The sequence below is a fragment of the Mycobacteroides sp. H003 genome (assembly GCF_001440135.1).
GTDB classification, from domain to species: Bacteria; Actinomycetota; Actinomycetes; order Mycobacteriales; family Mycobacteriaceae; genus Mycobacterium; species Mycobacterium gwanakae.
Map to the genome: position 1 here is coordinate 1 of NZ_LJYL01000017.1, position 21,897 is coordinate 21,897.

Annotated in this window: 22 protein-coding genes and 1 pseudogene; 5 read left to right on the forward strand and 18 right to left on the reverse strand. The window is 62.0% G+C overall.

The annotated features are described in order from the left end of the window. The 5 genes and pseudogenes from AOT87_RS29060 to AOT87_RS12230 form a co-directional block, all read right to left on the reverse strand. Window positions 1-297, reverse strand: a pseudogene (locus AOT87_RS29060) (hypothetical protein); the annotation flags it as partial. 188 nt (window positions 298-485) lie between these two features. After that, window positions 486-1,343 (reverse strand): hypothetical protein, encoded by an 858-nt coding sequence (locus AOT87_RS12215; protein WP_057969986.1) that lies wholly within the window; start codon window positions 1,341-1,343, stop codon window positions 486-488. Between the two features lie 87 nt (window positions 1,344-1,430). Then, window positions 1,431-2,261, reverse strand: a complete 831-nt coding sequence (locus AOT87_RS12220) for a phosphoadenosine phosphosulfate reductase family protein (RefSeq protein ID WP_057969987.1) — start codon at window positions 2,259-2,261, stop codon at window positions 1,431-1,433. Continuing rightward, a complete protein-coding gene (locus tag AOT87_RS12225; RefSeq protein WP_240483285.1) occupies window positions 2,258-2,557 on the reverse strand; it encodes a hypothetical protein in 300 nt (99 codons plus the stop codon). The genes AOT87_RS12220 and AOT87_RS12225 overlap by 4 nt, the downstream gene beginning before the upstream one ends. Before the next feature lie 124 nt (window positions 2,558-2,681). After that, window positions 2,682-3,533 (reverse strand): hypothetical protein, encoded by an 852-nt coding sequence (locus AOT87_RS12230; RefSeq protein ID WP_240483286.1) that lies wholly within the window; start codon window positions 3,531-3,533, stop codon window positions 2,682-2,684. A 296-nt stretch (window positions 3,534-3,829) separates the two neighbouring features. On the opposite strand from AOT87_RS12230, the gene AOT87_RS12235 reads away from it, so the two are divergent. From AOT87_RS12235 to AOT87_RS12250, 4 genes are read left to right on the forward strand one after another with little or no spacing between them, the layout of a single operon-like run. Next, window positions 3,830-4,483: a hypothetical protein gene (locus tag AOT87_RS12235; RefSeq protein WP_057970052.1), complete on the forward strand. Its 654-nt coding sequence runs from the start codon at window positions 3,830-3,832 to the stop codon at window positions 4,481-4,483. A gap of 41 nt (window positions 4,484-4,524) precedes the next feature. Then, window positions 4,525-4,944, forward strand: coding sequence for a hypothetical protein (locus tag AOT87_RS12240; protein WP_057969990.1), 420 nt, complete (start codon window positions 4,525-4,527; stop codon window positions 4,942-4,944). After that, window positions 4,941-5,822, forward strand: a complete 882-nt coding sequence (locus AOT87_RS12245) for an RAMP superfamily CRISPR-associated protein (protein ID WP_234796401.1) — start codon at window positions 4,941-4,943, stop codon at window positions 5,820-5,822. The genes AOT87_RS12240 and AOT87_RS12245 overlap by 4 nt, the downstream gene beginning before the upstream one ends. A gap of 5 nt (window positions 5,823-5,827) precedes the next feature. Then, window positions 5,828-6,547 (forward strand): hypothetical protein, encoded by a 720-nt coding sequence (locus AOT87_RS12250; RefSeq protein ID WP_057969991.1) that lies wholly within the window; start codon window positions 5,828-5,830, stop codon window positions 6,545-6,547. A gap of 123 nt (window positions 6,548-6,670) precedes the next feature. Here AOT87_RS12250 and AOT87_RS12255 read toward each other — a convergent pair whose 3' ends face one another. Continuing rightward, the gene (locus AOT87_RS12255) at window positions 6,671-8,623 is read right to left on the reverse strand and encodes a hypothetical protein (protein WP_131727588.1); all 1,953 of its coding nucleotides are present in this window, start codon (window positions 8,621-8,623) and stop codon (window positions 6,671-6,673) included. A gap of 811 nt (window positions 8,624-9,434) precedes the next feature. Here AOT87_RS12255 and AOT87_RS12260 point away from each other — a divergent pair. Beyond that, entirely contained in the window at window positions 9,435-9,986 is a 552-nt protein-coding gene (locus AOT87_RS12260; RefSeq protein WP_057969993.1) for a hypothetical protein, read from the forward strand. Window positions 9,987-10,021: 35 nt separating this feature from the next. Here AOT87_RS12260 and AOT87_RS12265 read toward each other — a convergent pair whose 3' ends face one another. From AOT87_RS12265 to AOT87_RS12320, 12 genes are all read right to left on the reverse strand, one after another. After that, window positions 10,022-10,513: a hypothetical protein gene (locus tag AOT87_RS12265; protein WP_057969994.1), complete on the reverse strand. Its 492-nt coding sequence runs from the start codon at window positions 10,511-10,513 to the stop codon at window positions 10,022-10,024. A 3-nt stretch (window positions 10,514-10,516) separates the two neighbouring features. Then, the gene (locus AOT87_RS12270; RefSeq protein ID WP_057969995.1) at window positions 10,517-11,326 is read right to left on the reverse strand and encodes a hypothetical protein; all 810 of its coding nucleotides are present in this window, start codon (window positions 11,324-11,326) and stop codon (window positions 10,517-10,519) included. Between the two features lie 431 nt (window positions 11,327-11,757). Beyond that, window positions 11,758-12,609 carry a DUF2637 domain-containing protein gene (locus tag AOT87_RS29065; protein ID WP_057969996.1) on the reverse strand — a complete coding sequence of 284 codons (852 nt, stop codon included), beginning with the start codon at window positions 12,607-12,609 and terminating at the stop codon, window positions 11,758-11,760. A gap of 89 nt (window positions 12,610-12,698) precedes the next feature. Continuing rightward, window positions 12,699-13,031: an Lsr2 family protein gene (locus AOT87_RS12280; RefSeq protein WP_057969997.1), complete on the reverse strand. Its 333-nt coding sequence runs from the start codon at window positions 13,029-13,031 to the stop codon at window positions 12,699-12,701. A gap of 37 nt (window positions 13,032-13,068) precedes the next feature. Next, complete coding sequence (eccE, locus tag AOT87_RS12285) at window positions 13,069-15,249, reverse strand: type VII secretion protein EccE (protein WP_240483287.1); 2,181 nt, start codon at window positions 15,247-15,249, stop codon at window positions 13,069-13,071. Next, window positions 15,246-16,631 carry a type VII secretion-associated serine protease mycosin gene (gene mycP / locus AOT87_RS12290; RefSeq protein ID WP_081344344.1) on the reverse strand — a complete coding sequence of 462 codons (1,386 nt, stop codon included), beginning with the start codon at window positions 16,629-16,631 and terminating at the stop codon, window positions 15,246-15,248. The genes eccE and mycP overlap by 4 nt, the downstream gene beginning before the upstream one ends. Continuing rightward, window positions 16,628-18,061, reverse strand: a complete 1,434-nt coding sequence (gene eccD, locus AOT87_RS12295; protein WP_057970000.1) for a type VII secretion integral membrane protein EccD — start codon at window positions 18,059-18,061, stop codon at window positions 16,628-16,630. Before eccD ends, mycP begins: the two co-directional genes overlap by 4 nt. A 27-nt stretch (window positions 18,062-18,088) precedes the next feature. Beyond that, entirely contained in the window at window positions 18,089-19,237 is a 1,149-nt protein-coding gene (locus tag AOT87_RS12300; protein ID WP_081344343.1) for a MinD/ParA family protein, read from the reverse strand. A 112-nt stretch (window positions 19,238-19,349) separates the two neighbouring features. Continuing rightward, on the reverse strand, window positions 19,350-19,637 hold the full coding sequence (locus AOT87_RS12305; RefSeq protein WP_057970001.1) for a hypothetical protein: 288 nt from the start codon (window positions 19,635-19,637) through the stop codon (window positions 19,350-19,352). A 46-nt stretch (window positions 19,638-19,683) separates the two neighbouring features. Next, the gene (locus AOT87_RS12310; RefSeq protein WP_057970002.1) at window positions 19,684-19,995 is read right to left on the reverse strand and encodes a WXG100 family type VII secretion target; all 312 of its coding nucleotides are present in this window, start codon (window positions 19,993-19,995) and stop codon (window positions 19,684-19,686) included. Between the two features lie 250 nt (window positions 19,996-20,245). After that, complete coding sequence (locus AOT87_RS12315) at window positions 20,246-21,562, reverse strand: PPE domain-containing protein (protein WP_057970003.1); 1,317 nt, start codon at window positions 21,560-21,562, stop codon at window positions 20,246-20,248. A gap of 15 nt (window positions 21,563-21,577) precedes the next feature. Continuing rightward, the gene (locus AOT87_RS12320) at window positions 21,578-21,880 is read right to left on the reverse strand and encodes a PE domain-containing protein (RefSeq protein ID WP_057970004.1); all 303 of its coding nucleotides are present in this window, start codon (window positions 21,878-21,880) and stop codon (window positions 21,578-21,580) included. Window positions 21,881-21,897: the final 17 nt, after the last annotated feature.

Here is a 21,897-nt window from a genome sequence, read left to right on the forward strand (position 1 = left end):
CCGCATATGTCGCCGCCGAGTCAACCCGTCAACCCTGATATCGCCGGCCAGCCACGCGACATACCGTGCATCCCCGATAAGCACTCGGTCAGCAGTCAATGACAGCAGCCGCGCATACATCGGCCGCACGCCACGGTGCAGCTCGTTGCCCGGCAAGCAATTAAGCTCCACCAAACCGATGAGAAACGGCCACAACGGCATTACCGCATCGGCAGTCGAACGCCGATCCGGAACATCGTGGTCACCGCCAGTTCTGGCAATATCGTCGAGCACCCGTGCGAGAAACGCGGCGCTCACCCCTCGCCATGCAGCCGGCGCTGTGTTGTCAACGGACATAGATTCCCCTGTTCCTACGTGCGGGCATTTCTAGGTGCCCAGCGTGCACGCACAGAGCCTGCGATCGCGTGCCGCATGAACGACACGCCGACATAGCCACCGACAGCCACGAAAGCTCCAGGTGGGTCGTTCGCTCGTTCGCTCAGGTTCTAGCGGGGCATGGCGATGCGCACCGGCCTGCCGGCACGGATCATCTCGTGTGCTCGGCGAGCAGCTGCAACCCGATGCATCCGGGCGGGATAGGCGGCCGTGCCGACCAGCGTGCGCGCGTGCGGGTAGTCGGCCTCGAAACGGTGCTGATCGCGATCGTCATAGGTCTGGAGAACCTCGACGTCACCGTAGGCGTGCACCTCGAGTCTGCTGGCTGTTGCTGCGATGAAATCGTTGACGGCCTGCAGCTCGGCGAGCGCATTGGCCGGCGGAGGTCTTTGCCCCAGTTCCCACCGGTAATAGTGTTTCTTATCGACACGCAACAGATCAACGGTCTCGTTCTTGAACAGGCCGGCCGAAGCGCGCCGGACCATCAGGTCAACGCGCCGATCTGCGCGGTACACCTCGACCTGGTGACCCCGTCGCGTCAGGTCCGCGGCCGCCCGCCCGATCGCCACATACTGCAACGACACCGGGTACACCAATCCGTCCTGGAGAGTGCGCGCGCCCGGGTAGAGGGCCGCGAATTCGTCCTGGTCGGCCGCCACTGTGAGTTTTACCGATTCGTTCTCGACAGGGGTGGGCTGATCGGTCAGCGCCGCTGTGACCGCCTCGCCGGCGATGTTCTCGACGAGGTTTTCGATGGCTTGCATCTCGGCGGCCAGGTCCAGGCCGACGTCACTGTTTCCCCGTTCACGCTTGCCTTGTTTATCCACCGCGACCCGTAGCAGGTCGGCGAGCTCTTCACGGCGTAGCGCGAGGGCGTCGCGATATGCAAGCAGATCGCAGGATCTGTAGGTGGGGCCAAGATCGTTCCTGCTGAACTGCAGGCCTGCGGCAATTTCCGGCGTCAACATTTCTCAACCTCCCTGTCCTGGAAGTTCACCGGGCCGCACCCTTGTGGCGTGCCCTCGAGCTTCAATGATAGCGCCGACACTCTGACATCAGGTGAAATCCCGCAGCCTCGGCAGGGCTGTGGCGAGGCGATCGAACTCATCTGGCCAGCCGGCCGCGAGCAGGGCGATGTGGCCGTTCGCCAGCTTCGAGGCGTCGATCATCGAGTCGACACGAATTAGGTGTTCCGGCGCGCCGAGTTCGGCGAACTTGCGGTACAGCGGGTTTGGTTCGATGCCGCGGCCGGCTAAGTAGTCGAAGACGTGACTGCGCTGCCAGTCCCAGATCGGGCCGTACGTGATCGTGCCGTCCACCCGGCGAATCACTCCGCCGTGTCGCGCGCGAACTTCTTGCCGGGAAAGCTGTTGGTGTGCCCTGGTTTCTACTCCCAACCGTGCGCGGTACAGCAGTTGCCGGTCGCGGGATTCTGCTGCCCGCACACCCCATAACGAGCCGGGTCCGAATCTCTCGTGTGCCATCCGTGCCGGCTCGGTGATCATGTAATAGGCAAGATCCCGGGGCAGCCGCCGGTCGGGTGCACCATGGTCGAAGCCGCCGGTGGCGATCAACAAGGTCAGAAGATCCGGCTCGGCGGGCACGACGTGAAAATTCAGGTCCCACCGTTCAGCGAGGTCCTCGAGGTACTCGTAGGTCTCGGGGAAGAAAAGCCCCGAATCGAAGCACACCACGGGCACATGCGGGTCGACTTGCCGGGCCAAATCAACCACACACGTGCTGTCCTTGCCTCCACTCCAGGAGACGAATCCGTCGTAAGCATCGAGGTGTTCGCCGATGCGGGTAAGTAGATGGTCGTAGGTGCGCGGCCCGCGGCGCTGCGCCGCGATTTGGCGCAGCGCGTGCAGATCACGCGGTGCATTCACCGTAAATCGGCTATCTGAACAATCACCGCCGCCGGAAAAAGCCCCTCGAGATAACGCCGAACATGAGCTTCGGCGTCGGAAGTGTCCAGTATCGAGTAGTCGGTGGTGGAACCATCCCACCACCACCATCGCCCCTTACTGGTAAAACCAAAGGGCGCCAACACTTCGTCTTCGGAATAGTCAACGGCGAAGCTGCGCGCCGCGGCCACAACAAACCTCCAGTTCGAACCGTCGAACGTCACCGTCCCATCTGAATCACCGTATTTCTGTAGCGGTATCGGCAGCCTGATCGTCACTTGGCAATGCTGCGGCGACAATGTTGGGGCGCGGCCCACAGTGCGGTAATGACCGTTGTGGCCGGGTTGATCTGGCCCGAGCGCTGACCGGTTCGGATGCACAATCCATTCATTCGGCGCCACTTCAGATCTCCCTCAATTGGACGACCACGGGATGTTCGCTGAAACTGTGCGGACCACTCTCGTAAGGTGCGCTATCCACGGCAACCACCTGAAAATTCATGCCACGCGGGAGCAGATGGGTGGTGTCCTCGATGGTGTCAGAGCGACCGAAATACATACCCCGGCTCGTCGAGATTTCGAACATGACATGGCGGCGGCTGTCATGCCCCGGCGTTTCATGCAAACTATGACGAGCAACCGTGAATTGATCGAAACTCACTCGCCCGCCGGGAAACAGGCTCGCCGGTAAGTCTCTGTCGGAGCGGACATCTCGATGATTGCTTGGAAGCTCCACCGACACATATACGGTGTGTGAGCGATCGTTAAGTCGTTCGTAGGACTGGATGGCCCGATCCAGACGTTGAACGGTTTTCCGCTCTGCCTCGTCGAGTTGGTGAACATCTCCGGCAGCCCGATGCAGCCGCCGGTTGATCTTCCGCCACGATGCGGAGTCCTCGTCGGTCAAGACCGTTCGAACAGCATCAAGTTGCGACGCAGGAGCCGCGGAGAGCACCCTGTTCTTCAGGGCCGAACGGATCTTGCGCTGCTGAGCGCTCAGGGCACTGCGGAACGATTCAGGCTCCGGCAGGTCGCCGCGAAGCCGCTCGGATTCCACATGGCTCACGTCTCGGGGCGTAGACCGGTCGCGATCGCGGGTGGCGCGTGTCAGGACCGGGTTCTCGTCGCGGGCTTCGTCGGCGATCCGGTTGCGCAGTCGCTGAAAAGCGCGGTCGGTCATCGTGTCGGCGGCTATCTCACGGGCCGCCTTGATGTCTCGAGCAGTGATGGTGCCAGCTTCGATGTCCAGAACCACGCGGGGCTCTTGGTTCGGCCTGGTTGTTTTGGCACCCAATGCTCTTCGGCCCTCTGTCCGGTGTTGGCGTTGTTGCCACGAGGAGGCGAGCAACCCTTTTAGCCAGTGTAGGAGCCAGGCATTGAGGAAAGCACGGTTCACCGACGGTGTTTTTACCAGGCGAACGTAGGGGTCGGGGCGGCTCGGACAGCGTGGTGATGCTGTTCGAGCCGCCCCGAGTGAGACTCTCACCCAAGCCCTACATGCGTTTCGTGGCCTCTACGGTACCGGCAATTCGTCGTATCCTGGGCCCCAAGATGCTTTCTGATCCCGCCGCCGCAGCCTGGCGTGCTGCTGGCCAGCCGACCGTAGAGGGTCCACCACCAACGCTGGGGAAGTGCGGCCGGTGCGGCGCCACCGACCTCACAGTCGCCAGTTCCCGGATCGTCAGCGAGTTTTTCACCGGCTTTGAGGCCTGGCCATACGGATCACGAAGGCTGTGCGTGCCCTGCACCTGGGGATACACCAACCGGCCCGCCGACGCGAAACCCCTGTTGATCACCACCGACACGGTCACCGAGTACAGCGACGCCAGCCACCTCTGTGAGGTGCTCACCGCCGGCGCCTTGCCGGCCAACTCCGCGGTCGTGGTCCCCGCCTTCAATAAGCTGCGGCGCAGACACCACATCCTGCCGACCACCCAATGGGCCCACCTGGCCACCGACACCCTGCTGTTTCCATGGGACACCGGCGCCGCACAGCGGCTGGCAGATCTGGCCTGGTTGCGGCACAGCGTGGGCGCGTCCTGGAGCCAGCTGCAGCGCGCGGCCCCAGAGCCGAAACTCATCACCACCCGGCCGCACCAAAGTTGGCCGCGCATCCTCACCGCCTGGACCCAGCTGCAGCCCTGGCGACGAATTCCTCCCCTGTGGGATGCCGCACGCAGTCTCACGGCACCGCCCAAGCCTTAACTTCACCGGCGCCAGCTGCTTGCGCCGTTACCCTCAAACCCATGACCGGCGACGTCACCCCTACACGGGCATGGCAGGAATTGGTCCCCGACCTCGGCCGGCTCGATGACGCCGGCGACACCGCTGAACGACTTCTGCTGCTGCTGCATCACAGCATCGACTGGAATACCAGCTGGGTCAAAGATCACCGCATAACGTACTGGGACGAACAATTGCCCAGCCGGGTTCGGCGCGCCGCCTACCGCGCCGACTCCCTCGATAGCTGGTGGTCGCTGGCTGCGGTGAGCCTGGGTGCCACCGCTCCGCGGCAACGCGATCGCCGCACCGAACTAGCCGTCTTGCTCCGAACCCCACCCCTGCCGGTGATCGACTGGCTCCAGCGTGATCTGCCAGCGCTGGTACTGCGCGTGCGCATTATCGCCGAGACAGTCCAAAGACAACGAAAAGGCAACCAGCAGTGACCATCTTGTCGACAATCTCGTTCGATATCGACGTGCTTGCCAAATCGTCGATCATCCACCGCGAGGACTACACCTCCTCGGGCCCGGACACATTCACCTTGTTTCGGCGGGAGAAAATCATCAGCGCAGAGGGCCGGGACGTTCTCGTTCCCATGATTTCCGGCAGCAGTTTCCGGGGCACCCTACGCCGTATCGGCGAGCAATTGACCGCATCCGTCCTCAATTACGAAGGCACACTGCCGATTCCCGCAGCACATCTACTCACCAACGGCGGCCGGCTGGCAAAAACAAACAAACCACTCTCCGATGAACAGGAACGCCAGCTCAAAGACCTGATCCCCCAGATCGGCGTCTTCGGCGGGTCGGCATCAGGGCGCATCATGTCTGGAGCCCTCGCCGTCGAGCGAGTCGTGCCCGAATTCGACGAGGTTGCCCATCTACTAGACCGTCCGACGCACGGACCCACCCGCCCAGCCACCCTGGGGATGGCCGACGAGTTCTATGCCCACCTCAACGACCATCGACCAACCACCACGCAACCTCCTCGCGCAGACACCGACACTAAACACACCAGCCCCCTGGGACGATTCGAGATTGAAACCCTCCCAGCTGGCACTCGTCTGCAGACTGGAGCCAGGATCACCGATGCCACCCGGTCCCAAATCGGGTTTCTCGCCAATGTTCTTGCAGTGTTCGCCGAACGTGGCCACCTCGGGGGCAGGATCGCAGATGGCCATGGGAAGGTCACCGCAACCATCAACACCCGCGTGGAACGCGGCCCCGACTTCACCTGGGACGAACTCCGCCAGATCGATTGGGCCAGCGAGCTATCCGATCAACGCGAACAAGCCATTGAAGCACTGTCTAACCTCACGTAGCGAACATGCAAGCCCTTACCATCACCGCAACCATGCCTCACGGTGTGGTGTCCTCCCGGCCCTGGGGTGTGGCCCTCGATGGGCTTTTGTCCTCCGTCCTGTGGCACCGACGCAAAAGAGAGGCCCGGGAGTCGAACGACTACTTAATATTTCAACCCGACCAAGTGCCCGAGGACCTGGATCTGCCCTTAGCGCGCTGCGGCGATGCAGAGACTCCGGACTGGCATTGGATGGCGACCTTCGCTGACCGGCTTCCACGATTCGACGAGGAAATCATCGATCTGCGGCTACAGACTGCGCACACCAACCGATCACGACTGCAACAACTCGTACCCGTGATCGGTACGTACGCGGTGTCCGATCGCCGCGGCCGGTATCAACGCAAGTACATTCCGGTGCTGGCGCGTCCATGCTCTGAATTGACCTGGAATGCCGTCGGTGATGCCGAGCTCATCCGTGATCTCCTTCAGGATCTGCCGGCGATCGGTAAGCACCGAGGCACTGGGGAAGGCGTGGTGTCGCAGTGGACGGTCACTGACGCTCCCGACACTCCGTGGTGGTCCGCCGGCCACGAGCATGAGCCCGGCATCCTTGGGCGCACAGCCCCTCTGCGCTGCCTTCAGGACGTTGCTGAGCTGCGGACCGGCCCTGCCGGTGAGGCTCCTATCCGGCCGCCCTATCTGCATCCAGCATCACGTACGCCCAGCAGACACCCCGCGCGGTGAGAATTGCCGGACTGCTGTCCGAGGAACGATCACTCATCACCCAGCCCTCATGCTTAAGGGTTGATAGAGGAACCGTCTCACGATTCGACGGACCAAGACCCCGCTACGAGGAGACCGGATGAGTTACCTATTTGCGATATCACCCGCGAGGCGACGGTGGAACGGTGGAGCCATTTCATCGTCTCTAACTGGCGGACCAGTTGCCATCACAGAATTCAAGTAGTCGTCCTCTTCGCTGCGAGACAGCACTACGTCCACTGCCGTTAGCTGCACTTGTACCTGGTACGAGGAGTCGGTCGACTGCGTTCGAACGGTGTCGACGAACTCCTTCCATTCTCTGCGCTCACGGCGGTACGTCTCGATTCGGCGCTGGCGTTCCTCGGGGACCCGCCACAGTTCAGCGATGTCATCCAGAGAGGTTTCACCTAGCCGATAGCAGCTGCGGTCCTTGACGAGCAGACCGCGCCGGCACAACTCGGCCAGACTGTCGTACACGGCGCTCAGCGACATCCGTGCAGTCTGCGCCAGCTCGGCCGCCCGACCCTGACCGAAAGCTTGGACCAGCTCGAACACTCGACGATGGTGATGTCCGATCACCCACCACGCGTCGTGCACGTCAGCCAGCTCGGGTCGGCCGACCGTATCGGGGTCCGGGTCCAAAACGTCGGGGGTCACCAAGGCATAGCCGTCCGGGATGAGCCAGCTACCCTCCTGGATCAGCAGCACAGGCGATCCCGGGTACTCGCGCAGAAGCTGCAAACCGGCGGCCACCGTCTCCTTGCTGAGCAGCCCGGTGGCCAAAGACAGTGACCGCACTCCGATAGCGACAGTGGGCGTCCCGTTCAGCACCTCCCCGGCCCGCAAGGAGTCGACCGCCAACGCCTGCAGCACCGCAGCCGCCGACCACCGCCGAGAGTCGGAGCGTAGGGTGATGTCGCACCACCAGATCGCGTGCGCCAGCCACGCTTTGTGGTGTGCGGAGGTTAGCGGTCCCCCCGTGTGCAGTGTCTTGTGTGTCCGGGCGTGGAAAATCCTGCAACGGTCACGATGATGCCGAAAAGCCTTGTCCCAGTCCTTCTTCAACGCCTTGGAGATCGCCCAGTCGTACCTGTAGCGGGAGAACGCAGCGCCGAGGCCTTTGACCCAAGGCCCGCGACCGGTCATGCGGTCGATGACATCGGCGAGGCACATTCCGCGGCCCATGGCGTGATAGAGAACCGCGAGCCGGGCCTCCGATGCGGAGGGCCAGCGTTGGTCGGCGGCCAGCTTCCCGGTGGACGCGAACACCGCGACCACGTCGGGCATCTCGTCGCCCAGGCGGTAGGTGGGCCGCAGCCGCAACCGTGCGCCGGCGCCCTCAAAGAACATCGACGTTTCGGCCGAATCCTCGACGACAGCGGGGTCGCCGAGCACCGGGGTGTCTGCGCCGATTTCAGCGGCCAAGTGTTGCAGCACTTCGGGCGGGTTCGGCAGCCGGAAGGCTTCTGTCGCCGCGGCCAACGAGCCTTTCAGTACCCGGAATCCGCCTTCTCTGCACCGTGATCCAGGAACGGTGATGCAGCCGTATCCGGTGTCGCCCTGCATCGGCTTGACGTCGAGTGTTGCGAACCGGGCAGCCAAGGCATTCATGACCGGGTCGAGTTCGGTGCGCGTGACAGCCCGCTGCAAGGGCACCAGGATGTGGGCGCCGCCGCTCACCGAATAGTCGACGACCGTCCTGGCGCCGCAATCTTTGAGCAGCTGCAGCAGTGCATGAAGGTCATCGAGGACCGCCGATGCGCCCCATTGTTTGGCGTCCAGGTCCAACGCCATCAGCACCGTGCGTTTCATCCAGAAGATCGGTACCGCCGCCGGCTTATCAGGCAATGCCTTTGTCAGGTCACTGGATTCGTCGAATCGCACGGCAGGCTGCCACAACCGCATCGTGGGCTGCGCGGCCATCAACGGCGCCAACGTCTTCCACGTGATAGCAGCCAGAGACTCGTTGTATTCAAGGTTCGGCGCCAAGGTGAGCGCAACCATGTTGGGGCGCTCGGTAATTGGCGCTATACCCGCATCTTGGGTAGCACAAATCATCAGCTCTGTCATTTGGGTGACAGCAATCCCTTCGAATCAGACCGCAAGTACCGGAGAGAGCACAACAAAGACGCCGCACACCCGAGTGCAGGTACAACAAAACCAACGACAACAACCAGAGGGGCTTTGTCTTGTCACGCCTTGCGATTGAAAACACCTGACTGGCAAGCATTTACGAGAATTAAGCAGCTACTCCTGATCAGGGGAGGCGCTTAAACAGAATCGTCGTGGTCGGCAACGAGATGCGTTGCCCGCGACGCGGAAACGACGATCAGGTGATGGTTCGCACCATGGACTCCTTTCCCCTTCACTTCTTTCGTGAGATATCTGCCCAAGGGGATGTTCGCACGCGGACCGCACCTGACTGGGGAGACACACCGCAGAGAGGGGGTGAGGCATGAGGCTTATGGGAAACCCGGAGACGACAAATGCCGGGTGCAGGAACGCCGTAGAAGCGCTCGCGCACCCGGCATTAGAGCCGGCGCGGCTCAGAGGTCCCACCACTAGAGGTGGGTTTGGGGGCAGACCTCCAGAAGGAACCGGGGAAAGGACCTCGTATTGTCGATGTACCCTCGAAATACAAGTCTGTGATCAGCAGTTTTGTAGTTCAAACGTCCATCTGGGACCAACTATAGACGAATCTGAGAGATAGGTTAGCGTCAAATCTGGGCGTGTTGACGTTCAAACTACAAAACACCAGGTCGCGGAATGACACTTGAACTACAAAACAGCAGGTAGAGAATAGTTTAGGCAAAGCATCGTTCCGCGGTAAGATCAGCGAAACCCCGATCCGCACGCGAAGGTCCACCTGATGGCGAAACACGACGAGCACGACAGCTCGAATCGCGGCATCAGCACGGCCCACGCGATGAAATACCTCGGGATCACTCCGCGCACCGCCATCAAACGCATCAAGAACGACACTCTGCCGGGCTATGTCGAACACAGCAGCACCGGCGGCCGCGACTACTACTACTTCTATCCCCCCGAGCCTGAGCAGTCCCCCAGCCCCGCGCCAAGCTCCCAACCAAGCGAAATCGGGACGCCGTCTCTCGACCCGGTCCTGGCCTCAGCTCTCGACCGCATTGCCCAACTCGAAGCAGAAAAATCCGATCTTCACGCCGAGCTGGTCGCCGAACGCGAAACAGTGCGGCTCCTACGACTGGCACGAGAATCCAATGATGCCGCCCTGGCCGACTACCGAGCGGCGTTCCACGACATAGACGAAGGCTTCACCAAGTACCGACGCGGTGCGCAGAAGTTCCGGTCCAGCGCCGAGAAGTTCAGTCTCGCCTACGACCTGCAGGACGAAGCAATCGGCCAATTGACGACCCCCGGCCACCCCGGAAGCCTTGACCAATAAGCCGCACGCTTCGGACCGAACGCTGCATAACGGCGTCAGCCCATAGCCTCATGACTCGTGGCAGTTAACTGATCGCGGGCCCGTCGATCCCGCAAAACCCAATCATGTAGCAGCTCTGCAGTTGTGAAGAGTGCCTGGATAACCGCACAAAGCATGCAGATACTTACGACGCCGATTAACAGAATTCGCGCCGCTGGTAGAAGCCATGACGACGCGGCTACCCACAGGTCGTGTGCCTGGTATTCGGGTTGTTCATGAATGACTGACTGGGCCGCGGTGGCGATCGATGACCACAATGCCAGCACCGCGGCGTCGACGGCCACGACGGCAGGCAGAACCGTGCGACGCAATGTCGCTGCCAGCGAGCGATGTGCAATAGCCGTGCCCAGGGACATTACGTTCAGAACACACAGTGTGATCGCAAGGAAATTGAACAACTCCAGATCGGCTGCGTGCGGCGGAAGCATGTCCGGATCACCGGAATATCCCCAACCTGCCGCAAGGACCACCGCGGATGCATCGACCACCTGTCAGTGACCTCTTGCCGGCCGCGATACCAAGGGGGTCGGGTGAAAGAGCCTATGCAATGGGCCATAGCCGAACGATCGGTGCCCGTGAGGTTCGTACCGTTCGGCGTCGAGCTCGCTCAGATTCCAGTCGATTCGGATCCTGGGTACGCACTCAGGACTGGAGTCGACGGCGATTTCGGCGATCCGCGCCGTGTCCGCGAACTGTTCTTGCAAGCTGGCAGAGACCGCTTCCAGGCTGTCTTGAACCGGATCGGCAATGAACCATGTTGTCGCAGAGTCTTTCCCAATGTATCGGTCCCACACGATGGTTCCGGTGCGCCGCCCCTCTTCGGATGTGAGCAGGAAATGGGAGATCGCGCCTGCGAGCTGGGCTTCGGTACGTGACATTCTGTATCGGCGGCGCAGATCTTGACGGTTGGTGAGCTCGGGTGAGGTGGTTGAATGTGCCGCATCGAGCCACTGCCGGATCGAAATGGCCAGCGGCGCGGCGCTGACCGCGAAAGCGATGCCTATCAGCGTCGTAATGACTGGGTAGAGTGCCGCGCCGATGGTGAGGTTGAGGTCCCAGCTGTCGGTGATTGGCTCTTTCCACCAGTGAAGCCCAGGCTGTGCTGATAGTGGTGTTTTCAGCAACATCATTGTGAGCAGCAGCAGCCCGGTAGTGATAAGCGCTGGCGCTGTCACGTGTCCTTGTCTTGCTGTGGCCAGGATTTTCCGGCTAGAGATGATCAGGGTGAGCAGCAGCGCAATCGCGCCGACGGTCAACAGGTCGATTCCGACAATAAGGCCGATGTCATAGCGGGTGGGCATGAGGCTGATTCCTTCCGAGAGTATTTGCGTTGGAATGGATTCCGTGTGGTAGGCGGCGGGATATGAGGATGATCATCTGTGATGGTTTCCGTCTTTGGTGCATCCCGGTTCCTCAATGTTGTTGCGCCGGGCTGGAAATAGGGCGCGGCTGTGTGAGCGGGCCGTGCAACGAGGGGCTTTCCCTCGCGTGTGGTGGGCTTGCTCGGGGTCGCCCGGGTCGAGCTGGTATCCGCACGGTGCCGTGGCGTGCGTGTGGCCGACGCCCGGTACCGCATCCGCAGATAGGTGATGGTGCTCATTCCGTGCACAACCTGGTCATGGCTGTAGGCGGCTCCCGGCGCCAAGGCGGGAAAGGGGCTGTCTTCGGCCTCGTCGACAGCGAACGGCCCCTATCTGCGACGGTGTACGGTACTCACGGACGGCCCCTTCCCTTACGCGTGCAGCCGGTCTGCGGTGGACAGCAGGTCCTCGGCGCCACTGATGATGTTGCTGACGGTGTCGCGATGAATGCCAGTGCGTGAAGCAATGGTGGTGGGCGGGATGTGCTGATCCCACAGACGCAGCACATCGGCGGTCTTTTCCACCGATTTGGAGGTCACCTTCTCACGGACAAGGGTTTCAGCGACGTCCGACCACAAGTCCGCTCGCCCACCTGTAGCGGGAACAGCAGAGTCGGCAGTGATGTGAAGTTCTGGCCTCAGACCATCGCGGGTGTTGTTCGACGAGTCACCTAGCTGCGCAATGTTTACGCTTTCGATGTCACACTCCCCCGCAGCAGCCCCGTTTTCTTCGGGGGTCTGTTGACTGTGTGGACGCTGTTTGGGGCGATCCAAGGACAGCAGCGCCAAGGTGGCTTGACCGATGCTCAGATCGACAGTGAGAGGCCAGAGCCAGGCGATGGAGTTGCGCACTCCGGCATGGATCGCGAGCTCCTTGAGAGCATCGAAACTGAGCCGGAACGCGAACGCCGCCAAGGTGACAGTGATCATGACGGCAGCCTTGTAGACCCAGCCAGAGTTGATCGAGCGCACGAGCAGCCCGACGGAGTGCGTTGCGAGTAGCAGCACAGTGGGGGGAATCACGGCGACGGCGGCCGCCACGGTGAGCATCAGCGTCGAACGTTCCTGCACGTTCAACAGTGCGTGGGTGACGTTACCGGTGATGGAGGTGATAGTGGCGAAAACCAGAATGGCCCAAAAGGTTCGGCGCTGTGGCTTCTGGTCTCTACTCGGATTGTGCCCAATAGGTGCAGGGGTATATGTCGCGTCGGGTGTAGCCGCCATGCGTTCAACGGTTGTCGTCGAAACACCCGTTTGCAAGACCACCCGATCTGCCGTGGGCGCGCAAGAAGGATAACCAGGGGCCCTGGGTGCTATCGGCTGTCGTAGGCGGCGATGATTGCGGTCGGCATCTTCCCGCGGGCCGGGACTTTCATGTTGTTGGCCACCGCCCAGACTCGGATGTGATGCATGTCGGGCCGGCCACAGCTACCGTTGGTGCTCGAAGGCACGGTCCCGCGTCCGTCGCTGTTGACGGTCCGGCGGCTTTTGGTGATCCATGGGGCCAGCACCGCGCGCAACTTCTGATCGTTGCTGGGGTTCAGATCGATGTCATAGTCGATCCCGTCCAGGCTGAATTGGGTTGTACTAGCACCTGATTCGCCGGTGATGTCATCGACGAGTTCAACGGTCACTTTCTTGGCCATGACGTCCTGACTGCGTGAAAAGACGGGAAAGGGCTGACTATTGGTCGTTGGGACGGGTCGGGGCCTGAGTATCAGCGGGCTGCGGCCTGGGTATGGGTTCCTCTGTTATTGAGGGGTGATGTTCGGGATCATCGGGTGCGCGATGGCGGCCATTGGCCCGGCGCATGCGTTGCACGGCGCTAGCCCAATCAGTTTTCTGACCCGGAGAGGCAGCCGGCGTGTGGGGGATTGCGCTTTGATGTGGTTGTACCTGAGGCGGATTCGATGGTGTTGGCGCTGACCGTTGAGGCAACGGCCCTGTGTCTGATGTGTCGTCCTTCGCGATGGGTTCGAACCGTAGATGTGGTTGTTGATCGCTGATCTGCTCGTGTTGAACGCGGTCCGACGTCGACGGACTGTGCTGCGAGGTGGTCATGGATGAAGCTGGCTGTTCTTGTGCGGCAGCTTCGGCAGTGAGGTGGCCGCCGGTGTCGGATACGGGGCTGATGTCGCGCGGCGCCTCAACTGGTGGCCGCGGCGCTGGCGGGCTGACGGAAATCGGCGTGGTGGGCGGATTGACCCCCAGAATGCGTCGTTCCTCATGAGCTGGTGCGGAGCGAACTCGCGCGGTCATGCCCGTCCGGATTTTCAGGGTAAAACCCTGTTTATCGTCGGTATCGACCAACTCGACATCGGAATCGCATGCTTCGTCACCGGTCAGGATCGTGACTTGTGGCAGGTTCTCTGGCCAGTCCTCGTCGGTATCGATCACCAATATGGCTCGTGGATCGATGTCGGGCCCGGGCGTTGGCGCGGAGGTGGCGGTATCGCCATCAGCAGCCGAGTCGTCATCATCGGGCTCGATGGCCCGCCAATGCGCGGGATATCGATCGAGGATGACCCCGGAGGTAGCCATCGACACGATGGGTCGCCACGCCTCGGGTTCATCGCTAACGACCACCAGGGGTCTTCCGGTCGTAGTGGCGCGCAACGCGATCTGTTTGAGCAGCGTCGGGCTCTGGCATAGCACGGTGATGGGGCCGGCCAGCGGCAGATGGGCATAGCTGTGGTCAAGGGGATCACCGATTTGGCCGATCAGGGGTCCGGCCGGCCCGAATGGCAGCTTCGGATTTTTGCTAGTCAAAGCCGCCGAGGGGATCGGGGCGACCGTCGGCAGATACCCGACCCGGAACTGCTGCCACATCGCGGACTGCACACCGTACAGAGGACCGAGCCGCGACACCGGGGGCGCCGGAGTGGGGGCGCTGGTTCGATACCTCACCAGCGCGGCGATCCGAGTGGTGTCCGTGGCGGACGGAGTCAGCCTCACCAGGGTCGTAACTTCCTGGGACACAGACCAAGTCCACCACTGCGGGGAATCGACATCCACGTGGTCTGGGTCGGCGTGGTACACACCAGTAAAGCTGTTGCGGCTTTCCAGATGTGACCAATGATCGGCGGCCGGCGGGTCGTCTCGCAGTTCGTCGTTGACCGCGTCGATCGTTGCCGCATCCGCGGGGCGGGCATCAATACCAGAACGTGCCAGGGTGTCGGCAACACGCAAACATGTTGCGGCAGCGACCTTTCGTGCCGCCTTTGCATCACCGCCGCGGCGGTCAATTGCCGTGAGATTGTTCAGTAGCTGGGTTCGTAAGATGATCCAACTACGCCGCTGAGCGGGCCCCACGGTAGGCCCGGTCATCTGCTGATAGAGACCGGCGAAACCGCCAGCGGCTCGAAATCCGTTGCAGAGAAAGTCTGCGGTATCGATGCGAACGTCCAGGACCTCGCTAATGATTTCCGCCAGATCAGCCATTGCCAACTTGTTGGCCGTGCGCTCTTCAGTGTCGGTGACCACCGCTGGTGCCAGCGGATCACTGTGCAACTCAATCAAAGTCACCATCTGCTCGTTTTCCTCCACCACACCAATGGCCGTGTCGTCGATGAAGACGTCGACAGCAAGCGGCGGAGCCGAGGGAATCTGTGTGCGGCTTTGACGCCAGCCCCACCACGTCAATGTCCAGTGAGTCACCGCGACGTGGTAGATAGTGACGAACACCAACACCGACAACACCATTGGCACGACGACCACGGCGGCGGGGTGTAAACGACCGACTGTGGCAGCCAGCCATGCCATCGAGACCAAGCACACCGTCACAATCCTGGGCGTACTGAATCGCAACCCGAACATCGGTGGCTTAGTGAACCCAGTTGTTGTGGTCGCTGATTGGGCGCTCATGAATGCTTCCCCCGGACTTTTCGGTCCCGTCTGCGTAACGCAGCCCATGCGCCGCCAGCAAGCACGACCACCACAGCTAGACCACCAAGTCCATAGGAAGCGAACCTGCGCGGTTGGTAGTCAGGCCCCGGAGGCGGCGGTGCCGGATGGATCACACTGTTGACCGGGAGCATCGGGGCAGGATTCGGAACATTCCACGTCAATGCGGCCAGCGGGTCGACCACACCCCAACCTATTGCAGGATCGGGGGTGGTTGGCCCAGCATGCGCGGTGGCCTTGAGCCGATACATGACCTGGCGAGCGGTCAGCTCAGGGAACTTTTGACGCACGAGCGCAACTACCCCGGTGACCACGGCCGCCGAGTACGAATCCCCGAACAACGGCACCAACACCTGGTCCTCACCCGGTAAAGCGTTCACAAGACGACCATCAGGGAAGTTCCCCACGCTGACCACGTTCTCCCCCGGTGCTGCAAGATCTACCCACGGGCCTTGCAGTGTTGTCGACGACGGCGCCCCATCATTTTGGACCGATCCAACCGACAACACATCGTCGGCCCACCACGACGGCGAGGAAATAGTCACGACATTGGCCCAGCTCCCAGGATCGGTGCCCGGAGGCGCCGGATTCTGCTTGCAATCTCCGCCAGTATTACCGGCGGCGGCCACAACGACCACGTTGCGTTCATTGACAGCCCAATGCACCGCCGCTCCCAGAGCACTGTCATCGGCATGCCGGACTGCTTTGAGGCACGAGACCATCGAAATGTTGATCACCGAGGCCCCCAGATTCACCGCATGCACCACGGCACGTGCCTCAGCACGCAGGTCGATACCGGTCTCGCTGTCGTTTGGGTCATCGGACTGAGTGGGGTTCTGCAAATTGAAATGCGTTGAGGATTGTCGGATGGATATCAACGTCGCCTCGGGCGCCACACCCACGAACGCATCACCCGGTGCTGGCGCGGCTCCGATAACTCCGGCCACTAACGTGCCGTGCGCGTCGCAGTCGGACAGTCCGTCACCGTCCATCACGTAATCCCCGCCGGGACGCAGGTGTGGCAGCCGAGGGTTGGGGGTCACACCGGTGTCAATGACGGCCACCGCCACCCCGGCGCCGGTGGCGAAAGGCCTTGTGGCCTCAAGGTTCAACAGCCGCCAGCCCGGTGGAGGGTCCGCGAAATTCGAGGCGGGCAGCACACCGGGTGTCTGGCACTGGACGCGCTGTTGCATCGGCCTTTCAGGTCCGACCGTATCGGGTGGCACCGCGCCAGCATCGATTATCGGGGGCGGTATCGCTGCAGCTGTTCCGCCGCCGCCTGAGGCGACCACCAACGCGACCACACCGAACACCGCAGCTGTCCGCACGACTAGCATGCTCATCCGATCCGCAGATCTCGCACCAACGCGAAGATGCCGGTCACCCAGGCCGCCAACGGATACACCAGCACCAACGTTATGGCACTGAAGATCTCCACGGCCCGACTGATTCTTGGGTTTACCCCGTTGGGGGTGACTAGGATGGCGATCACCACCAGCACCGCAAGCACAGCCACCACGGCGCCGACCACCGCAACAGGCTTCCAGCCTTCTGAGTCGGCCAGCAGCAGCCTTGTCGCCGCGCCCAAGAGCGCAAACCCGGCACCGGCGAACATCCAATACGCTTGCAGCGCATTGGATAACGTGCGACCCCAGGTCACGAATATCACCACCACACAAGCCACGATGATCAGCTCGATCCGGTGATGATAGGAATGCGGATCCATGGTCCAGACTGCTGCGCCGGCGGTAGTCACTGTCGCCGCCACGATCAATCCTGTCGTCATCTGCACCGCGCGGCGAGCACGGCGCCGTACTGTGGCGAGTTCGGATTCGCTGATCTCCCCTATCTCAGGCTCTGATTCGCCGTCAGCAGGCACCCGAGGCAGCGTGATCCGCGCGAAGCTGGCCGCGACCGCAGGCGCGTTCTGCAAGCCGATAAGACCGGCGATCACCGCCGCGGCTGCGATCGCCGAAGGCGCCACACTGGTGTATTGCGCGACGGCACAAATCGCGGCAACAGCGCAGCCGCTGGCGGTTATCGCGGTGAAGATGGCCAGATGCCGGCCGGTGATCAGCGCCGCCCATACCGCAGCCCCGGCCACCGCGACCGCAGACACCATCAGGTGCGCCAGTCCCACCGCACCGGTGCGTTCGGAGATCGGGATGAGTTGTCCTGTGAACGCAACGGCTGCTAGCCACACCACCATCCATGCGGTGGCGGCGTCCTGCGCCTGATACCGGTGCACGGCCGACCACATGCCGATGAACGCCACCAGGGTGCCGACACCCCCGGCAAGCACCCACCACCACGAATAGCCGCTCGCCACCCACTGCATCCACTGGGCCGCACACAGGGCCACCCCACCCACACTCAAAGCCACCAACCCGGCGCGCCGGGCCGCAGTCTCGTCGAAGGGATCGCCCGCGGATGCGGCTGCATCGGTAACGGCATCCACGACATCTTCCCGGACGGTGCGATAGCGCTCAGTGGAGCTGACCGCGCGCAACTCCAGAACAACGCCGTCGCGAATCCGGGCACCCGCGAGCGATTGCACAGGCTCAAGAGGGCCAGAGACGGTGGCCAGCGTCCAGGTGCTGCCCACGGGAGCGGCCAACACGTGGTCAGCGCTCAGAGCGTCTACGACATCGCTGATGTATTCGTGGATCGGCGCCTGCGTAGGCAGAACCAGGTCTTTTTGGGTGCTGGTACCGCTGCCCGCATACCACACAGCCACCCGTGACAGCGCGGTCCTGTTCGGCGTCACCGCCATGAATGTGCCCTCCCGGAAGATGTTGTGTCAGGCCGTTTTCGGGAACATGTCCGAGACAGCCGCCGCGATTTCGAGGTAGCGCCGCCGCGTTGTCTTCGACAGCAATTCGAGATTGATTTCGCGGCCCTCGTGCACATGCTTATCGAAGGGCGCCACAAAGATCCGCGCCAAGGGGATCTTGCGAGAGAACTGTTCGACGACCTTGGGCACAACAACGTTGGGCTTGTCGGTGTCGGTGTGGTTGATGATGAGCACCACTTTGTCGAGCAGTTTCTGATAGTTGTTGTTCCGCAACCACTCCAGCGTCTCATCGGTTTGCAGCAGCGCATCACCGGAAGCGGACGTCACGATCACCAAGGCGCCGGCCTGCCCGAGTGCAGCACTCACCAGCGGGGTCTTGAGCGCGGTTCCGCAATCGAGTAGCACCACCGAGTAGTACTCCTGCAGATGCCCCATAGTCCGGCCGAGGTCATCGGGCCCAACCAGACGATCTGAACTGGCGAACCGCGGCTGACCGAGCACCTCCAGCTTGGACACCATGTCCGAGGAAGTATGCGCTCGCACATCGTGATAACGCTTCACCGAAGCGTCGGACACCAGATCGATGATGGACAAGTCGGTTTCGCGGCCGTGGCGTTCAGTGAGGTTTCCCGCATCGCCATCGAGGTCGACGGCGATCACTTTATCGCCGCGGACACTGCACATTTGCGACCCAAGCACTTTGGTGGCAACGGTTTTACCCACCCCGCCCTTCAAGTTGAGCACCAACACAGTGAAGGTGGCGCGCACTGGCCGAACCACCCTCTCCTTCAACGAAATTTCGTAGCGTTCGTCCTTGCCGGGGCCGATGCTCACCCAGGGCAAGGCGTTCAGCCCGGCTCGCCAGCCGTTTTTGGCCGGCACTGACATCCGGCGGCGGGTATCGGCTTTGTCCAGCGCGACGTGATGGTCACTGCCGCGCGCCGGGACCAATGCCGTGGCTGGGGGCTGCTGCACTGGCGCTGCAGGATAGGAGGGTTGTCCGTAAGGGGGCTGATGAGTCGGCCGGTAATAGGCACCAGGGTTGGAGTACGGCGCTGGCGCCGAATGATTTGCCGCGGGTGGCTGCCGCGGTGCTTCGATGCCGTGACCCGGCTGCGTAAATGCTCCCCGATACGGATCGTCGTCATTGCTCATGTATTGACCGTAACACCCCCTGAATGAAAATCACATGGGCACACTATGCCGAAAAAAATATATCGGCACGGGCATCTTATACCCGTGCCGATATATTTATCTGGCGGTGTGTTCAGGACCCAAACGATCCCGCGTTCGTCAACTCCTGACCATGGGTGTGATGCGTGGACTCCTCGACCGCGTTCAGGTACGACTCGACCGCCGTACGGAATTCGTTGCCGTGGTCATTGAGTGTTTTCTGCTCAAGACCCCACATGTCCGATGCTTCACCCTGCCAAACCGACTGCCCTTGCGCCAAGTGGCCTTCGAGTGCCTCATTCTGGCCCTGGATGGTGTTGGAATGGCCACGCAATACGGAGATCGCCGCATGAATGACCTGGAAATCCCAAATTTGTTCCATTTGAAAATTCTCCTTTATCTATTAAAAGAAATTGGGAATGGCGTTGTTAGAAGGCGACCGAACCGCTGGACGCCACGGTGTTAGCTCCGTCGGAATCCACATTGATGTAGCCGCCGGCGGACTGACCGACCCGCTCGGAGATGCTTTCGAGATGGTTGCACAACATGATGCCCACCTCGTGCAGATGCGTAGCCTTGGTCTGCGTAGCCTGGGCAGTTTCGCCCTGGAACCTGGCCTGCAGGGCCTGCACCTCATCCAGGAACGCCTGAATAGTCGACTTCTCGGTCGCAGCGGTCGAGGCGATCGAATCAGCGACCGCCTTCTGTGCTGCAGTGTCAGTACTGAGCGCCTGAAGCATTGATACTCACTCCTTAGTTTGTTGTCTCGTGTGATAGCCGTACATTCTGATCCGCTGTCTCCGTGGTCAAACCACCCCCGTAGGGATGGCCCGCGCCCAGAGACAGCGACGCGGAAGCTTGTCGAACACCTCTCTGGTACCAGCCAAAACGATCCGTGCGGCAAACGCAAGAGGACCATCAACCACCAGGGCTCTCGGCAACCGAGCTATCCCACCCACCCGCTTGATCACCGAAATCCCCCTCTACCGATCACCAGCGCGCTGGGCTGTCTTCGTCGAACACTTCAAAGCCCAGCGTGGTCACCACGTCCCGCTCCTCGGCGACCGGTTCATCAAGAGTGATCACCGAGCCTTCCGAGCGATCATGCATTCCGGACATCGGCCCCATCATTCCGGTGCCACTGCCCACAGCCCCCGAGCTTCCGGTCGCCGTCGCGGTGGTCCGAACCATTTCATCGGTCGGCCCGGCCGCAACGGGCTGCGTCCAGCCCGCAGGGGCACGCAGCGCGCTGCTACTCGAGGAGCTCGCCGAAAGTAGTCCAGCCCCGCTGAACCCTCCACCACTGGAACCGACCGCACTAGTACCGTAGGCGCCCAGCTGCTCTGGTGAGCCGAAATGCGACGCCAACTCGGACGGCGTAATTCCCTGATTAGCCAAGTCGCCGCCGCTCATCCCCTGAAACAGTTGCGTGATCTGCTGCAACGGCTGACTGGCACTTTGCATCAGCTGCTGAGGTGCCTGCCCCACGGATTGCCCCATCTGACTCGCCTGCTGGGGCACCTGCGACACCATTTGAGTGATCATCTGGGTGCTCTGGGTCGATGTCTGCGAAGCGCCGTCCTGCGCGATCTGCCCACCAGAGAAATCACCCGCCGAGGAAGCGGCCAGCTGAGCCACTTGCTGGGCTTGCCCGCGCGCTGCCCCTTCGGTGGCGGCCACCTGCAGCTCAGCCAACAATGCGTCCCGGCCGGCGCTTTCAGGCAGCGCAGCGGCGGCCTGAGCCAAAATCGCCGCCAACCCAGACTCAGGAGCCCCTGGGGCCGCCATAATGCTCGGCGCAATCGTGAACGGGTCGAATGCCGTGTTGACGCCGGTAGCAGCCGAGTATTCGTCCATGGCTTCGGCCGCCCGATTCCACAGCACGACAAGGTATTCAAACTCATTCACGCCAATCGGAATGGTGTTGCATCCCAAAAAATTCGTGCCCTCCAGCACCCCATGCGTGAAGTGATTAGCCGCAAGCTCCCCCAGTGTCGGGGTGGCCACAACGGCGGTGCCATAACTGGCACCCTGGGCCGCGGCAGAAGCCGAACGCGCCTCGAAGATCGCGATGGTCGCCACCATCCAGTTCAGATACGGCTCGAACGCGGCTTGCGCGGCAGAGGACGCCATACCCTGCCAGGACGCGGATACTGCGGCGATTGCCGTGCGCAGCGCAGCAAGAGCTGCCGTGAAGTCCAGAGCTAGCCCCTGCCACCCACCGACAGCCTGCAAGTAGGGTTCAGCGCCAGCTCCAGCGATCAGACGGCCAGTATTGGCCTCTGGCGGCAGCCCATGCCATTCCATCGAGTGGCCTACAGGTCACAGGACTCGCGCGGCGCCGGCAAGGTCAACGGCGTCGTAGGACTCCCCGACTGCCGACATCCCCTCGGCCGCAAGCCCCAGCATCGCCGCCGCCTCCTGGGCGGTGAGGCCCGCCTGCACGCCTTCAGCGCTAAACGCCACCGAGGCCAGCATCGAGACGGTATCGATACCCGAAGGCGCCAATCCCGCCACCAAAGGCGTCGCCGCCGCCGAGGCCGCGGTCTGCTGGCCGGTGACACCGGCAACAGCCGCACCCCCCGACAGCAACGCCTCCGCGTTCACCGTCAATGATTCGACCATTGAACCCACCCCTTCCT

Coding starts and splice junctions, on each gene's coding strand:
- AOT87_RS29065 (WP_057969996.1), bottom strand. CDS start 12,609: ATGGCGGCTACACCCGACGCGACATATACCCCTGCACCTATTGGGCAC.
- AOT87_RS12320 (WP_057970004.1), bottom strand. CDS start 21,880: ATGGTCGAATCATTGACGGTGAACGCGGAGGCGTTGCTGTCGGGGGGT.
- AOT87_RS12215 (WP_057969986.1), bottom strand. CDS start 1,343: ATGTTGACGCCGGAAATTGCCGCAGGCCTGCAGTTCAGCAGGAACGAT.
- AOT87_RS12255 (WP_131727588.1), bottom strand. CDS start 8,623: ATGATTTGTGCTACCCAAGATGCGGGTATAGCGCCAATTACCGAGCGC.
- AOT87_RS12260 (WP_057969993.1), top strand. CDS start 9,435: ATGGCGAAACACGACGAGCACGACAGCTCGAATCGCGGCATCAGCACG.
- AOT87_RS12300 (WP_081344343.1), bottom strand. CDS start 19,237: ATGAGCAATGACGACGATCCGTATCGGGGAGCATTTACGCAGCCGGGT.
- AOT87_RS12310 (WP_057970002.1), bottom strand. CDS start 19,995: ATGCTTCAGGCGCTCAGTACTGACACTGCAGCACAGAAGGCGGTCGCT.
- AOT87_RS12240 (WP_057969990.1), top strand. CDS start 4,525: ATGACCGGCGACGTCACCCCTACACGGGCATGGCAGGAATTGGTCCCC.
- eccE (WP_240483287.1), bottom strand. CDS start 15,249: ATGAGCGCCCAATCAGCGACCACAACAACTGGGTTCACTAAGCCACCG.
- eccD (WP_057970000.1), bottom strand. CDS start 18,061: ATGGCGGTGACGCCGAACAGGACCGCGCTGTCACGGGTGGCTGTGTGG.
- AOT87_RS12305 (WP_057970001.1), bottom strand. CDS start 19,637: ATGGAACAAATTTGGGATTTCCAGGTCATTCATGCGGCGATCTCCGTA.
- AOT87_RS12280 (WP_057969997.1), bottom strand. CDS start 13,031: ATGGCCAAGAAAGTGACCGTTGAACTCGTCGATGACATCACCGGCGAA.
- AOT87_RS12270 (WP_057969995.1), bottom strand. CDS start 11,326: ATGCCCACCCGCTATGACATCGGCCTTATTGTCGGAATCGACCTGTTG.
- AOT87_RS12315 (WP_057970003.1), bottom strand. CDS start 21,562: ATGGAATGGCATGGGCTGCCGCCAGAGGCCAATACTGGCCGTCTGATC.
- AOT87_RS12235 (WP_057970052.1), top strand. CDS start 3,830: ATGCTTTCTGATCCCGCCGCCGCAGCCTGGCGTGCTGCTGGCCAGCCG.
- mycP (WP_081344344.1), bottom strand. CDS start 16,631: ATGAGCATGCTAGTCGTGCGGACAGCTGCGGTGTTCGGTGTGGTCGCG.
- AOT87_RS12250 (WP_057969991.1), top strand. CDS start 5,828: ATGCAAGCCCTTACCATCACCGCAACCATGCCTCACGGTGTGGTGTCC.